17 protein-coding genes and 1 pseudogene are annotated in these 13710 nt (G+C 59.4%); 16 read left to right on the plus strand and 2 right to left on the minus strand.

All coding sequences use genetic code 11. The features are described from left to right. Both EXR36_12975 and EXR36_12980 read left to right on the plus strand, forming a co-directional pair. Positions 1 to 222 (plus strand): Rieske (2Fe-2S) protein (locus EXR36_12975; protein ID MSQ60521.1); only part of this gene is annotated, 222 nt, incomplete at its 5' end. A gap of 15 nt (positions 223 to 237) precedes the next feature. After that, positions 238 to 1197 carry a S49 family peptidase gene (locus EXR36_12980; GenBank protein ID MSQ60522.1) on the plus strand — a complete coding sequence of 320 codons (960 nt, stop codon included), beginning with the start codon at positions 238 to 240 and terminating at the stop codon, positions 1195 to 1197. A 1-nt stretch (position 1198) separates the two neighbouring features. Here EXR36_12980 and EXR36_12985 read toward each other — a convergent pair. Further along, positions 1199 to 1897 (minus strand): annotated as a pseudogene (locus tag EXR36_12985) (SAM-dependent methyltransferase). Next, positions 1898 to 2479 carry a septum formation protein Maf gene (gene maf, locus EXR36_12990; GenBank protein ID MSQ60523.1) on the minus strand — a complete coding sequence of 194 codons (582 nt, stop codon included), beginning with the start codon at positions 2477 to 2479 and terminating at the stop codon, positions 1898 to 1900. On the opposite strand from maf, the gene EXR36_12995 reads away from it, so the two are divergent. The 14 genes from EXR36_12995 (at position 2412) to EXR36_13060 (ending at position 13572) form a co-directional block, all read left to right on the plus strand. After that, the gene (locus tag EXR36_12995; protein MSQ60524.1) at positions 2412 to 3086 is read left to right on the plus strand and encodes a hypothetical protein; all 675 of its coding nucleotides are present in this window, start codon (positions 2412 to 2414) and stop codon (positions 3084 to 3086) included. The genes maf and EXR36_12995 overlap by 68 nt on opposite strands. Positions 3087 to 3120: 34 nt before the next feature. Next, positions 3121 to 3300, plus strand: coding sequence for a 50S ribosomal protein L32 (locus EXR36_13000; protein ID MSQ60525.1), 180 nt, complete (start codon positions 3121 to 3123; stop codon positions 3298 to 3300). A 95-nt stretch (positions 3301 to 3395) separates the two neighbouring features. Further along, a complete protein-coding gene (gene plsX / locus EXR36_13005; protein MSQ60526.1) occupies positions 3396 to 4412 on the plus strand; it encodes a phosphate acyltransferase PlsX in 1017 nt (338 codons plus the stop codon). Continuing rightward, entirely contained in the window at positions 4409 to 5371 is a 963-nt protein-coding gene (locus EXR36_13010) for a ketoacyl-ACP synthase III (protein MSQ60527.1), read from the plus strand. Before plsX ends, EXR36_13010 begins: the two co-directional genes overlap by 4 nt. Positions 5372 to 5382: 11 nt before the next feature. Further along, a complete protein-coding gene (gene fabD, locus EXR36_13015) occupies positions 5383 to 6315 on the plus strand; it encodes a [acyl-carrier-protein] S-malonyltransferase (protein MSQ60528.1) in 933 nt (310 codons plus the stop codon). After that, positions 6198 to 7058 carry a 3-oxoacyl-ACP reductase FabG gene (gene fabG / locus EXR36_13020; GenBank protein MSQ60529.1) on the plus strand — a complete coding sequence of 287 codons (861 nt, stop codon included), beginning with the start codon at positions 6198 to 6200 and terminating at the stop codon, positions 7056 to 7058. Before fabD ends, fabG begins: the two co-directional genes overlap by 118 nt. A 140-nt stretch (positions 7059 to 7198) precedes the next feature. Further along, on the plus strand, positions 7199 to 7441 hold the full coding sequence (locus tag EXR36_13025; protein ID MSQ60530.1) for an acyl carrier protein: 243 nt from the start codon (positions 7199 to 7201) through the stop codon (positions 7439 to 7441). Positions 7442 to 7502: 61 nt separating this feature from the next. Continuing rightward, positions 7503 to 8744: a beta-ketoacyl-[acyl-carrier-protein] synthase II gene (gene fabF, locus EXR36_13030; GenBank protein ID MSQ60531.1), complete on the plus strand. Its 1242-nt coding sequence runs from the start codon at positions 7503 to 7505 to the stop codon at positions 8742 to 8744. A 25-nt stretch (positions 8745 to 8769) separates the two neighbouring features. Beyond that, complete coding sequence (gene mltG / locus EXR36_13035) at positions 8770 to 9762, plus strand: endolytic transglycosylase MltG (protein ID MSQ60532.1); 993 nt, start codon at positions 8770 to 8772, stop codon at positions 9760 to 9762. Next, entirely contained in the window at positions 9763 to 10380 is a 618-nt protein-coding gene (locus tag EXR36_13040; GenBank protein MSQ60533.1) for a dTMP kinase, read from the plus strand. It begins immediately after the preceding gene. Continuing rightward, positions 10381 to 11382: a DNA polymerase III subunit delta' gene (holB, locus tag EXR36_13045; protein MSQ60534.1), complete on the plus strand. Its 1002-nt coding sequence runs from the start codon at positions 10381 to 10383 to the stop codon at positions 11380 to 11382. Positions 11383 to 11396: 14 nt separating this feature from the next. Further along, the gene (locus EXR36_13050; protein ID MSQ60535.1) at positions 11397 to 11759 is read left to right on the plus strand and encodes a pilus assembly protein PilZ; all 363 of its coding nucleotides are present in this window, start codon (positions 11397 to 11399) and stop codon (positions 11757 to 11759) included. A 14-nt stretch (positions 11760 to 11773) separates the two neighbouring features. Continuing rightward, the gene (locus tag EXR36_13055; protein ID MSQ60536.1) at positions 11774 to 12553 is read left to right on the plus strand and encodes a TatD family deoxyribonuclease; all 780 of its coding nucleotides are present in this window, start codon (positions 11774 to 11776) and stop codon (positions 12551 to 12553) included. 182 nt (positions 12554 to 12735) lie between these two features. Continuing rightward, entirely contained in the window at positions 12736 to 13572 is an 837-nt protein-coding gene (locus EXR36_13060) for a class I SAM-dependent methyltransferase (GenBank protein MSQ60537.1), read from the plus strand. Positions 13573 to 13710: the final 138 nt, after the last annotated feature.

Consider the following 13710-nt stretch of genomic DNA (forward strand, 5'->3'; position numbering starts at 1 on the left):
ACAGTGCACGCCTACCTCAACCGGTGCGCGCACGTGCCGGTGGAACTGGATTGGATGGAAGGGAATTTTTTTGATTATTCGGGTCTATATCTCACGTGTTCCACGCACGGGGCGGCCTATTTACCTGATACCGGACATTGCATAGCGGGCCCCTGCAAGGGCCGCCGCCTCGTCCCGGTCATGATCGAGGAAAACAACGGCCAAATTTGGCTGAAGGAATAAAGGAGTCCACTGGAAATGATCGAATCGAATTCAAGCCCCGAGCCCGCCAACTGGGAACGCCAAGCGCTGGAAAGACTGGCCCGGGGGGCTTTGGATGAACAACGGCGCGCGCGCCGTTGGGGCATTTTTTTCAAGCTTGTAGGCTTTGGCTACCTTATCGTGGTTCTAGTCATCGCCTCGGGCTGGATGGGCGGGCGCGACTCCAAGCGGCCTGGGCGCCATACGGCGCTGGTGGAAGTGCACGGCGTTATCCAAGCGCAGGGCGAGGCCAGCGCGGATCGCGTCAATCAAGCCCTCAAGGACGCTTTCGAGGACGAGAAAACCGTGGGTGTGGTGATGCGCATCAACAGCCCCGGCGGAAGCCCGGTGCAAGCGGGGCAGATCAACTCGGAGATCAAACGCTTGCGCGGCTTGCATCCAAACGTACCGCTTTACGCCGTGGTCGACGATATATGCGCCTCGGGTGGCTACTACGTGGCAGCGGCGGCGGACAAGATTTTCGTCGACCAAGCCAGCATCGTGGGTTCCATCGGCGTTCTGATGGATGGATTTGGATTTACCGGAACCATGGAGAAACTTGGCGTCGAGCGCCGCCTCATCACTGCCGGTGAGAACAAAGGCTTCCTCGATCCCTTCTCCGCGATCAATCCCTCGCACAAAGCCTACGCCGAACAGTTGTTGAAGGAGATCCACTCGCAGTTTGTCCAAGTGGTACGGCAGGGCCGGGGCCAGCGCTTGAAGGAATCGCCGGAACTTTTCAGCGGGCTGGTGTGGAGCGGTAGGCAAAGCATCGCCATGGGGTTAGCCGATTCCATGGGAAGCCTGGATTCCGTGGCGCGCGATGTGATCAAGGCCGAACACGTGGTCGACTTCACGACTCGCGAGAACTTCGCCGAGCGCGTGGCCCGGCGTTTTGGCGCGGCCGTGTCGCAGGCGCTGCTGCAATCGCTCGGGAGCGGTCCCGCGGTGCGCTAGGGGCCGATAGGACAAACACGGTGGGGCGCCGGTCGAGGTCGATGACCCGCTGGCGCCAATCCGCGATGGTACGGGTGGCTATCGTCTCGGAAGCTTGGGTCAAGTCGCTGGCCACGCATAGCAAGGTAGTAGTGGCGCAAGTGGCGAGTATGTCTCCCCACAGCGATTGATTGCGGTACGGTGTTTCGATAAAAAGCTGCGTTACCCCGGCGTGAGCCGATTCGCGTTCCAACGCTAGCAAGGCTTTTTGGCGGGTGGCGGACTCCACCGGCAGGTAGCCATGGAAGGCGAACCGTTGTCCCCCCAACCCCGAAGCCATGAGAGCCAGAAGGATGGAGGATGGCCCCACCATGGGGACCACTTTGATGCCCTCGCGATGGGCCAAGGCCACCAGATCCGCCCCTGGATCGGCCACGGCCGGGCAACCGGCCTCGGAGAGTAATCCCACGTCAAACCCTTGCCGCAATGGCGACAACAACTCGCTCAACCCGGCGGCCGGAGTGTGCTCATTGAGGGTGGCCATGTGAATCTCCCGCAATCCGCCGCGCCCCAGCGATGCGAGAAAGCGGCGGGCGGTCTTTGCTTCCTCCGCCACGAAATGCCGAAGGGCGAGCAGCTTCTTCTGGGTGTTGCGCGGGAGGTAGCTATCTGGCGCGCCGCCGCCGAGATCGCTTGGTATTAGAAACAGAGTGCCGTTCATCTAAGGCAATTCGTAGCCAAAGCCACGCAGCATCTCCGATAGGCGAATAAGGGGAAGACCGATCACGGCCGTGGGATCGTTGGAATCGATGGCGTGGACCAGGGTGATTCCCATGCCTTCCACCTTGGCGCTACCCGCGCAATCGTAGGGCTTTTCCGTGAGAAGATAGCGCTCAATCTGGGCATCATCCAGGATGCGCATGTGAACGGTAACCGGCACGACGTCCTTTGCGCAGCCCTGGCCCGCAAGGCAAACCACCGCCAGGGCCGAATGAAAGAGCACCCGCTGCCCTGACATCTGACGTAGTTGTCTAACCGCCTGAGCGTGCTCTCCGGGCTTGTTAAGACGGATCCCGTTGACCTCGGCAATTTGATCCGCACCAATCACCACGGCTTCCGGGAACGACTTGGCCACCGCGCGGGCCTTGTCCTCCGCGAGGCGCAGGGCAGTGGCCCTTGGCGGTTCGTGGACGGCCTCGGTTTCGTCGGTGCGCGGGGATCGGGTTTCGAAAGGAATGCCTAGGCGGGACAGTAATTCTCGCCGGTACGGCGAGGTGGAGGCGAGGATCAGGGGGCGCGGCATGGGTTGGAATAGAGGAGAAGAGAGGAGAAAAGACTTTGACAAGATAGGGTTAAGTTCTTATCCTAGCGCGTTTATGCTGGCTCCTGTAAGTATGCTGGCTCCTTCGAGTGTGCCTTCAAGTATCAAGCCCATGGAATTTGCCCGCGCCGGATTGGTTTGCGCGGGAGCATTTCAGGTTGCGGCCATGGTGCGCTTACAGGAACAACTGGCCCGGCCCGTTGGAAGCATCGATTTCGAAGTGCTCGGGGAATTGACGGACAAGGGGCACGAAGCATTGGTCCTTAAAGTAAGCGGCATGCTGTGGTTGAACTGCCAGCGATGCCTTGAAGCCTTGCCCGTGTCTGTCAGCTCGTCACGCCGCATCGTGTTCGCTTTGAAACCTCTGGAGTTGGAGCGTGATTACGAGGACGATGAAACGGACGTGGTGGACGCGGTGGAAATCCTGAATGTTGCCGAACTCATCGAAGATGAAGTATTACTTAGTTTGCCGCCATCGCCCAAGCACGAGCTGAATGTGTGCGGTAATACCAAGCCCGTGATGGCGGAGGAAAGATTGTCGCCCTTCGCGGTACTTGGCAAGCTCGGCCGGCCACCGGCGGAGCACTGAATTTTTTAAGACTTTTTGCGTATAGGAGTTACTCATGGCTGTTCAGCAGAACAAAAAATCCGCCTCGCGGCGAAACATGCGCCGGTCCCACGACGGGCATCCGAATGCCCCGCTGGCGGTGGAGCCCACTACCGGCGAGACGCACCTGCGCCACCACATTAGCCCCAACGGCTACTACCGCGGTAAGAAGGTCATCAAGTCGCGCGACGAGTAGTGCCGAATTTCCTTGCGGCGCCCGTAGGGGCGCGGCCCCATGGCCACGGAACTGGCGCGCGGTGGCGCCTAATTCATGCCTTTTCGAGGTCTTAGGTGAGCGTCACCATCGCCTTGGATTGCATGGGAGGCGACCACGGGATCAAGGTGACTGTCCCCGCCGCCTTGCGTTTCATGCAGGGAAATTCCGATGTAAACATCGTGCTCGTCGGTAAGCATGATGCCCTAGAAAAGGCCCTTGCGGGAACAGGCCAGGCGCAAACCGGGCGCATCGAAATTCGCCACGCCGGCGAAGTGGTCGAGATGGGCGACGCACCGGCCGTGGCATTGCGTGGCAAGCGCGATTCTTCCATGCGCGTGGCAGCCGATCTCGTGCGCGCGGGAGAAGCCGATGCCTGCGTGAGCGCGGGCAATACGGGCGCGCTCATGGCCATTTCGCGTTTCGTGCTGAAGATGCTGCCTGGTGTCGAACGGCCCGCTATCGCATCGATGCTGCCCACGCAGAAAGGCCATTGCTGCATGCTGGACCTGGGCGCCAACGTCAATTGCACGCCCGTGCATCTGTTGCAGTTCGCGGTCATGGGATCGTCCTTGTTCACCGCGGTGGATGGTAACGAGAGTCCCACGGTGGGATTGCTCAACATCGGCGAAGAAGAGATCAAGGGCAACGAAATCGCGAAACTTGCAGGTGACCTGCTCAAGACCAGCGGCTTGAATTACTTCGGTAACGTGGAAGGCGACGACGTGTACATGGGCACCACGGATGTCGTGGTATGCGACGGTTTCGTCGGCAACGTCTTTCTCAAGGGGTCCGAGGGCCTCGCCCGTATGCTTGCGGCTTATCTGCGCGAGGAGTACCAGCGTAACGGATGGAACAAACTCGCGGCCTTTCTCTCGCTTCCCGCCATCTCCGCCTTTCGTAAGCGCGTGGATCCGCGCCGCTACAACGGGGCCTCCTTGCTAGGGTTGCGAGGAATCGTGGTGAAAAGCCACGGCTCCGCCGATGCCCTTGCATTCGAAGTGGCCATCGGCCGGGCTTACGACGAAGCGCGTAACAAGGTTCTGGACCGCATCGCCGCTCATATGCCGCGGATGCTGGAGAAGGTGGGTTGATATATTCGCGGATCACGGCCACTGGCGGATATCTTCCAAGCCGCGTGGTGACCAATGAGGAGTTGGCAAGCCGTTTGGATACCTCCGACGAGTGGATCAGCGCACGCACGGGTATTCGCTCGCGGCATCTGGCGGCGGACGATGAAATGGCTTCCGACTTGGCATTGCAGGCCGCCCGCCAAGCGCTACAGCGCGCGCAAATCCATGCGGCGGATCTCGATCTCATCATCGTGGCCACTACCACGCCGGATATGATATTTCCGAGCACGGCCTCCATTCTGCAGGCCAAGCTTGGAGCAGCCGGTTGCGCCGCCTTCGACGTGCAGGCCGTGTGCAGCGGCTTTGTGTACGCCTTATCCACGGCGGATCTCTATGTACGGAGCGGAAAGTGCCGTAATGCCCTGGTGGTCGGAGCGGAGTTGTATTCGCGCATCCTGGATTGGAATGACCGCGCCACCTGTGTTCTGTTTGGCGACGGGGCTGGCGCGGTGGTGCTCACGGCGAGCGATGCTCCCGGAATCGTCGCGACCCGCTTGCATGCCGATGGTAATTTTGGAAAGGTGTTGTGTGTGCCCGGAAGCGTTGCTCATGGCGAAGTGCGCGGGCGGCCCTTTGTCGAAATGGACGGTGGGGCGGTGTTCAAATTTGCCGTCAAGGTGCTAAGCGAAGTCGCTGAAGAAGTAATGACGGATGCCGCGCTCGGCGCCAACGATATACACTGGCTGGTCCCGCACCAAGCCAATGTCCGTATCATCGAAGCCACCGCACGCAAGCTAGGAATATCCATGGAACGGGTAGTCGTCACCGTGGCGCGGCACGCCAATACCTCCGCGGCGTCCATTCCGCTGGCTTTGGATGTGGCTTTGACCGACGGCAGAATCCGCCCAGGCCAGAACGTTTTGCTCGAGGGGGTCGGAGGGGGCTTCACCTGGGGCGCGGCGCTGGTGAAGTGGCAGTGAAGGAACCGGATATGAGTCTTGCCTTTTTATTTCCCGGCCAAGGATCGCAGTCCGTAGGCATGATGGCGGCCTATGCGCAATCTCCCGCCATTCAGCCAGCCTTCGAAGTCGCAAGCCGGGCGCTGGATTTGGATCTCTGGAATTTGGTGGCCCAAGGTCCCGCCGAGGAGTTGGGGCGCACGGTCAACACACAGCCGGTGATGCTGGTGGCAGGTTATGCCGTGTACCAGGCGTGGAAGGCCGCGGGCGGACGCACGCCAGCATTCATGGCAGGACATAGCTTGGGGGAGTACACGGCATGGGTATGTGCCGGTGCCTTGAAGTTTGCCGATGCCGTACCATTCGTGCGTGCCCGCGCCCGCATCATGCAAGACGCTGTGCCGGAGGGAACAGGCGGCATCGCGGCATTGCTCGGCGCGGAACTCAAGGACGTTCTGGAGGTGTGCGCGGAAGCCTCCAGCGTGGGAGTGGTGGAACCCGCCAATCTGAATGCGCCTGGACAAATCGTCATCGCGGGACACCGCAACGCGGTGGAAAAAGCCATGGAGCTTGCCAAGACTCGCGGTGCCAAGCGCACCGTGATGCTGCCCATGAGCGCGCCTTCTCACTGCAGCTTGATGAAAGGGGCCTCCGAGGAAATCGGCGCCATGCTCCAAAAGCTCACCATCCGTTCGCCGTCAGTGTCCGTCGTATGCAACGCCGACGTCGCGATCAACACGGATCCGGGCGCCATCAAATCGGCCCTCACGCGGCAACTCTACAGTGCAGTACGCTGGATAGAAACCATCGAGCTACTGAGTAAGCAAGGTGCGAACACCTTTGTGGAATGCGGTCCTGGCCAAGTATTGAGCGGCTTGGTCAAACGCATCGTTCCGCAGGCCAAAATCCTCGCGCTCAAGGACTACGCGACTCTCGAACGACTCGCCAAGGAGTATCCGGCTTGACACAACTCACGGGGAAGGTGGCATTGGTTACGGGTGCCAGCCGTGGTATCGGCAAGGCCATCGCAATGGAACTCGCGCGCCAAGGAGCGGCCGTGGTAGGCACCGCCACCAGCGATGCGGGTGCGCAATCCATTACTGCCTACCTAGGCGAGGCAGGATTGAAGGGCGAGGGCATGACCTTGCAAGTGCGCGACGAGAGCCAAGTGGCGAGCGTTTTGGGCGCAGCGCAAGAAAAGCACGGCAAGATTTTCGTATTGGTGAACAACGCAGGCATCACCCGCGATAATTTGCTGTTGCGCATGAAGGATAGCGAGTGGGACGACGTCATGGACGTCAACCTCAAATCCGTGTTCCGGCTCTCGCGCGGAGTGCTGCGCGAGATGATGCGCGCAAGGGAAGGGCGCATCATCAACATTACCTCGGTGGTGGGGGAGAGCGGAAACGCCGGCCAATGCAATTATGCCGCCGCCAAGGGGGCGGTGATCGCTTTCACCAAATCCTTGGCGCAGGAGGTGGCAAGACGCAATATCACCGTTAATTGCGTGGCTCCAGGATTCATCGAAACCGACATGACAAGCGCCCTCACGGAAGAGCAGCGCAATGCCGCTTTACAGCGCATTCCTCTCGCGCGCTTGGGGCAAGCACAGGACATCGCCGCCGCCGTCGCGTTCCTGGCATCGCCAGGAGCCGGCTACATTACCGGTGGGACGCTCGACGTCAACGGCGGCATGTATATGCGATGAGGCGAAGCTTCGCATTCGTCATATCCTATTTGGTAGACTACGCGCGTTTTTTCAACCGCCACATGAAAAGGGGCGGAAACAAGGGAGGGCGGCATCAGGGTTAGGCCGCCCCATTCGTCGACACATAGAAGGACTAATTGATGGAATCCGTAGAACAGCGTGTCAGAAAGATCGTTGCCGAACAGCTCGGCGTGAATGAAGCCGACGTGAAAAACGAGTCGACCTTTGTCGATGACCTCGGTGCGGACTCTCTCGATACCGTGGAGCTGGTCATGGCCCTGGAAGAAGAATTCGAGTGCGAAATTCCCGACGAAGAAGCGGAGAAAATCACCTCGGTGCAACAGGCCATCGATTACGTGAATGGCCACGTAAAGGCTGCGTAGGCCCAAGCGCTTTTTATCGCGATGCATCAGCCATCGCCATTTCAGCATTTCCGGAGATGATTTGTCCAAACGCAGAGTCGTCGTAACAGGCCTTGGCGTTGTTTCGCCGGTGGCAATTGGGGCACCTGAAACCTGGGCGGGGATTCTTGCCGGACGCTCTGGCATCGGCCGTATCACCCGCTTCGACGCGACGGGATTCGCGTCCCAGGTGGCGGGGGAAATAAAGGGTTTCGATCCAGCCAAATATCTCCCCGCCAAGGAAGTCCGGCGCTTCGATACTTTTATTCATTACGGGATCGCGGCGGCTTCCGAGGCCATTGGCGATGCGCGGCTCAAGGCGACGCCGGAAACCGCGGAGCGCATCGGCGTCATCATGGGTTCTGGCATTGGCGGCCTGCCGATGATCGAGGACATGCACTCGACATTGCTGCAAGGGGGACCGCGTAAAGTGTCGCCCTTCCTTATCCCCGGCACCATCGTCAACATGATTTCTGGCACATTGTCCATCATGCATGGCTTCAAGGGCCCGAACCTCGCCATCGCCACCGCATGCACCACCTCTACCCACAGCATTGGGGAAGCCGCGCGCATCATTCGCTGGGGTGATGCCGATGCCATTGTCGCGGGCGGCGCGGAGGCGACGGTATGCCCCTTGGCGATCGCGGGGTTCTCCTCGGCACGTGCCTTGAGCACCCGCAACAATGATCCCGAGGGCGCTAGCCGGCCCTGGGACACGGGACGCGATGGCTTCGTCTTGAGCGAAGGCGCGGGGGCGGTGGTCCTGGAAGAATACGAACACGCTCGTGCCCGCGGGGCGAGGATCTACGCGGAGCTTGTGGGTTATGGCACTAGCGCGGACGCCTATCATATGACGGCGCCCAACGAAGGCGGGGATGGCGCGCGCCGTTGCATGATGAATGCCTTGAAGGATGCGCGGCTTGCACCCAGCGATGTGGACTACATCAATGCTCACGGTACTTCCACCCCCTTGGGGGACATCGCGGAATCCGTCGCGATCAAAACTTGCTTTGGGGATCATGCCAAGCGGGTGGCAGTCAGTTCCACCAAGTCCATGACCGGACACCTGCTTGGGGCCGCTGGGGCGGTTGAAGCCATCTTCACCATTCTCAGCATACGGGACCAAGTCGCGCCACCGACCATTAATCTGACCAACCAGGACCCGCAGTGCGATTTGGACTACGTCCCCAACACGGCCAGGAAGATGAGAATTCGCTTGGCATTGTCCAATTCCTTTGGGTTCGGTGGAACTAATGGGAGCCTTGCGTTCGCGGCACTCGGCTAGCCGCACGCGACAACGCACGCCGAGAATGTGGTCTGCCAAGTTTTGGCTTTCCGCGGGTTTGGTGCCACTGTTGGCGGCCGCGGGAGTACTCATCCTTTTTGCTGTGACACCTCTAACGATCAGGGAAGCGGACCGTACGATTACAGTCGCACCTGGCACTTCGCTTAAGAAGGTAGCTCGTGAACTTCGCGACAAAGGGGTACTGCCGGAGACGCTACGATTAGTTTGGCTGGGCCGCTTGAGCGGACACGCCAGTGGCATAAAGGCAGGGATTTACGAGCTTCCGGAGAAAATCACCCCTCTGCGCCTCCTTGAGAAATTCACGCGCGGAGAATTTTCTCAAGCCGAGATCACTTTCATCGAAGGGTGGACCTTCAGGCAGATGCGCGAAGTCCTCAACCAGCATCCCAGAGTCTGGCATGACACGGCGGAATTGAGCGACCGGCAGTTGCTGGACCGGATCGGCGTGCGCGATGAGCATCCAGAAGGGCTATTCTTTCCCGATACATATCATTTCGCCAAAGGGGCGAGCGATACGCAAATCCTGCAAACAGCTCACCGAACGATGGCAGCTATCCTTGCTGAGTCTTGGAGCAAGCGTTCCGAATGCCTTCCCTTCGAAACTCCTTACCAGGCCCTGATCATGGCCTCCATAGTAGAAAAAGAAACCGGCCGCAGGGAAGACAGACCCATGATCGCCGCGGTGTTCGTGAACCGGCTGCGTAAGCATATGTTGTTGCAGACGGATCCGACCGTCATCTACGGATTGGGCGCCCGCTTCGATGGCAATCTGCGCCGGGTCCATCTGGATACCGACGGGCCTTACAACACTTATACGCGGGCGGGGTTGCCACCCACGCCCATCGCTGCCGCGGGCCGGGAGTCTATCGAAGCCACGTTGCACCCGGCCGCAAGTTCCGCTCTGTACTTCGTGTCCCGGGGTGATGGCACTTCAGCGTTCTCCGATTCGCTGAATGAGCATAACCGGGCGGTTCAACGCTACCAACCGAGGCGCTGAGTGCCAGGCAAGTTCATCACCTTCGAGGGCTTGGATGGGGCAGGCAAAAGCACCTTCATTCCTTTTGCCCGTGACGTTCTGCGGGCGGCAGGGCGTGACGTGGTGCTCACACGGGAGCCAGGGGGCACTGCGATGGGCGAGAGTATTCGCGGCATCCTGCTCGATCCCGCCGCGCAACTGAGTCCTGAGTCGGAAGCCTTGCTCGTATTCGCCGCCCGCCAGCAGCATCTTCAGAGTGTCGTGTGGCCCGCGCTGGAACGTGGCCAGTTCGTGCTGTGCGACCGTTTCACTGACTCGACCTTCGCCTATCAAGGAGGTGGCCGCGGTATGCCTGAAGCCAAACTCGCGGTCCTGGAAGCCTGGGTGCAGCGGGATTTTCAGCCCGACCTCACGTTGCTGTTCGATGTGGATGAAGCCGTGAGCCAGGCGCGTCTCAAGAAAGACCGGGCCTTGGACCGCTTTGAGCAGGAGGCTACTGAATTTCACCGCCGGGTGCGCCAAGCCTATAGTGAGCGTGCTGGCCGCTATGTGTCGCGTATCCGCTTGGTCAGGGCAGGGCAGGGCCTTGAAAATGTTAAGGCAGAAGTTGAGAAGTTTGTCTTAGGCATTTGTAATTAAGTGAATATTCCTTGGGTAAAAGAAAGCCTGTGGCACCTGAGAACAAGCGCCGGTGAGGGTAGCCACGCTCTGTTGTTAACTGGTGCACGGGGAATCGGCAAGCGGGCCGTGTGCGAACAATTTGCCGCTTGGCGTTTGTGCGAGCGTCCCGTGAATGACGAGCCGTGCGGTAAGTGTATGGATTGCCACCTTATCGCGGCCGGAAACCATCCCGATCTCATTGTTCTTGAGCCTTCAAGCGAAGAACCCGCGTCACCAGAAGGCGAGGCAACGAGCCAGAAAAAGGCGAAAGTGAGCCAGTTTATCACCGTGGCTCAAGTGCGCTCCTTGCTGGATAGGCTGGAACTGGTCACTCATGGCGGGAAAGGCAGAGTGGTCATCGCGGATCCCGCGGAGCAGCTTAATGGCGCCGCTGCTAATGCATTGCTCAAGACTTTGGAAGATCCGCCGTCACTGACTACATTCCTTTTGATTACCTCGCAAGAGGAGCGGCTGCCCATTACGCTACGCAGCCGCTGCCGGAGGGTACCGGTCCCATGTCCCGCGCGCGGCGTGAGCTTGGATTGGCTCCAGTCCGAAGGCGTGGATAATGCCCAGGCGCTGTTACGGTTGGCGGGCGGAGCACCACTCAAGGCACGCGCGATGGGCGAGAGCGGCGTTACGCAACGCTGGGACCGCCTAGTGCAAGGGTTAACCCTCGGGGAGATACGAGAGTTTGAATGGGATACGACTGCTCAAGGCCTGGCCGAGTTATGCCATTTTCTGCAGATGCTCTGCATTGATTTGAACCGCATGCGCGAAGGGGCGGGCACCAGGTACTTGCCAGAGGAAGGCTCACCGCTTCGCGAAACGGCAATGGGGCTTTGGCCCGAAACCATCTCTGATGTATGGATGGATCTCAATAAGACCAAGGCGCTGATACGTCATCCACTGAATGGTGCTCTGGTACGAGATGAGCTTTTGCTTTCCTTCGACCGGATAATTGCCCAGCGAACCCCATGACATCTCCGACAAATATGAGCGATCCATCCGCCACGCTGTCGCGCCACGGCGCGATTTTCCTCAATATTCGCGAAAAAGCGATTTTGTACGCCGCCTACATGCCCTATCTCAAAGGCGGGGGCATTTTCGTTCCGACGGCACGCCCCTACAGCCTCGGTGACGAGATATTCATGATCATCACCCTGCTGGACGATCCCTCCAAACGTCCCGTGGCGTGTAAAGTGGTTTGGATTACCCCCCCTGGTGCCCACGGTAACCGGGTTCAAGGTGTCGGAGTGGAATTCAAGGCGGATGAAGCTGGCGAGGCCGTTCGCCGCCGCATAGAAGGCCTGCTGGGCACCCATCTGAAGAATACGCGAATGACGCACACCATGTAGGGTGGGCGGCAAACGTGTTCGTCGATTCCCACTGTCATCTCAATTTCCCCGAGCTCCAGAGCGAGCTGGCCGGCGTATTGGATAGGATGGCTCGGAACCAGGTGAGCCACGCATTATGCGTCGCCACGAGCCTGGAAAAATGCCCGGAAGTCCTCGCGCTTGCGCGAACCTATACGAATTTGTACGCGTCCGTGGGCGTGCATCCTAGCGAACAAGAATGCGAGGAACCCACGCCCGGGCGCCTGGCCCAGCTAAGCCAATCTCCCAAAGTGGTAGCCATTGGCGAGACCGGCCTCGATTACCACTGGAACAAGGGCGATAACGAGTGGCAGCGAGAGCGTTTCCGCGTCCACATCCGGGCTGCTCGAAGCGCATCAAAGCCATTGATTGTCCATACGAGAGAGGCTGCCGGTGACACGATTTCCATCATGCGCGAAGAAGGTGCCGGCGAGGCTGGCGGTGTCATGCATTGCTTTACCGAGACCCTTGAGACCGCGCAGCGTGCCATGGACCTGGGATTCTATATTTCCATATCCGGGATCGTGACCTTCAAGAATGCCGCGCAGGTTCGGGAAGTGGCCAGCGCAGTGCCGTTGGACCGCTTGCTGATAGAGACCGATTCTCCCTATCTGGCGCCTGTGCCACACCGGGGCAAGACGAATGAACCCAGTTTCGTGCGTCACGTAGCCGAAGAGATCGCGCGCCTGCGCAATATCACGGTCCATGAAGTGGCTGCGGTGACCACGGAAAACTTTCAGCGCCTGTTCAAGGTATGGCTGGAACCCAAACCGTAGGCGCGATGGGCGAACACCCTTTCACCTTGGATCAAGTACGAGCATAATGTATATTATGTTCAATGATGCTTTGTGGTGACTAATAGCCGTATAGGGTAAGCCGCTAGAATCCAGCCGGCCTACCGGGCGAGACTTCTTGCCGGTGCTTCTCCTCACGTCTCACTCCTCACCCTTTAGCCTCCATGCGGCCAGCTCCCAACGCAGTCGTTCAGTACTACGACACCCATCCCATCAATGAAGAGCAGATTCTCGGTGCGCTAGCGCAACGGGGCCTGGATCTCGCGCATATCACCGAGGAGCACCTCAAGGAGCACGACCAGGATCACTTCGGAGGATTGGAAGCCAACGATATCCTGATCGCCAAGGCCGGTATTCAGCCCCACCACCGGGTGCTGGATGTTTGCAGCGGCATGGGCGGACCCGCGCGTTATCTCGCTCATCGAATCGGTTGCCGCGTGGTGGGATTGGATCTCACCGAGAGCCGGCTTAGGAGCGCGGAAAGGCTCACCGCGATGGCCAAGTTAACCCCCCTCGTCAGCTTCAAGCTGGGCAATGCCTTGGACATGCCCTTCGAGGACGAATCCTTCGACGTGGTGATCGCGCAGGAAGCGTGGTGCCACATCCCTCGAAAGGAAAACCTCATCGCGCAGTGCACGCGAGTGCTCAAACCAGGGGGGACGATGGTCTTTACCGATATTCTGCGCACCGATCGCATCTCTCGGCCGGAATTAGACCGGCTAGGCCAGGAAATGACGTTCTCCGATTTGGGTTCGCTCACACGCTATCCCAGCCTGCTACTTGAATCGGGTAACGACATCGTGATGGTGGAGGATCTGGGCGCCCTGTGGGCGGAGATTTTGGTCGAACGCCTCGCCATGTATCGCAGCTTGAAGGCGTCCACCGCGCGGAAGTTTGGCGAAGAGCGCCATCGCGAATGGGACCGCTATTACAGTTTCTTCGTGGGCATGTATACCGAAGGCAAGCTTGGCGGGGGGCGCTTCGTGGCCCGCAAGCGCTAGTGCCACGCTCAAGCTGCTAAAATCCGCGCCCTTTTTCCGGCCTCACCGCCTCCCTATAGGCGCGACACATCGTGACCGAAATTTCCCAGCAGCAATTGAGCGAGCGCATAGACCAGCGCCGCACCTTCGCCATCATCT

The sequence above is a fragment of the Betaproteobacteria bacterium genome (assembly GCA_009693245.1).
In the GTDB taxonomy this organism is placed as follows: domain Bacteria; phylum Pseudomonadota; class Gammaproteobacteria; order Burkholderiales; family SHXO01; genus SHXO01.

Coding starts and splice junctions, on each gene's coding strand:
- EXR36_13050 (MSQ60535.1), top strand. CDS start 11,397: ATGAGCGATCCATCCGCCACGCTGTCGCGCCACGGCGCGATTTTCCTC.
- fabD (MSQ60528.1), top strand. CDS start 5,383: ATGAGTCTTGCCTTTTTATTTCCCGGCCAAGGATCGCAGTCCGTAGGC.
- EXR36_13060 (MSQ60537.1), top strand. CDS start 12,736: ATGCGGCCAGCTCCCAACGCAGTCGTTCAGTACTACGACACCCATCCC.
- fabG (MSQ60529.1), top strand. CDS start 6,198: ATGCGGTCCTGGCCAAGTATTGAGCGGCTTGGTCAAACGCATCGTTCC.
- EXR36_12980 (MSQ60522.1), top strand. CDS start 238: ATGATCGAATCGAATTCAAGCCCCGAGCCCGCCAACTGGGAACGCCAA.
- EXR36_13000 (MSQ60525.1), top strand. CDS start 3,121: ATGGCTGTTCAGCAGAACAAAAAATCCGCCTCGCGGCGAAACATGCGC.
- EXR36_13025 (MSQ60530.1), top strand. CDS start 7,199: ATGGAATCCGTAGAACAGCGTGTCAGAAAGATCGTTGCCGAACAGCTC.
- maf (MSQ60523.1), bottom strand. CDS start 2,479: ATGCCGCGCCCCCTGATCCTCGCCTCCACCTCGCCGTACCGGCGAGAA.
- EXR36_12995 (MSQ60524.1), top strand. CDS start 2,412: ATGCCTAGGCGGGACAGTAATTCTCGCCGGTACGGCGAGGTGGAGGCG.
- mltG (MSQ60532.1), top strand. CDS start 8,770: ATGTGGTCTGCCAAGTTTTGGCTTTCCGCGGGTTTGGTGCCACTGTTG.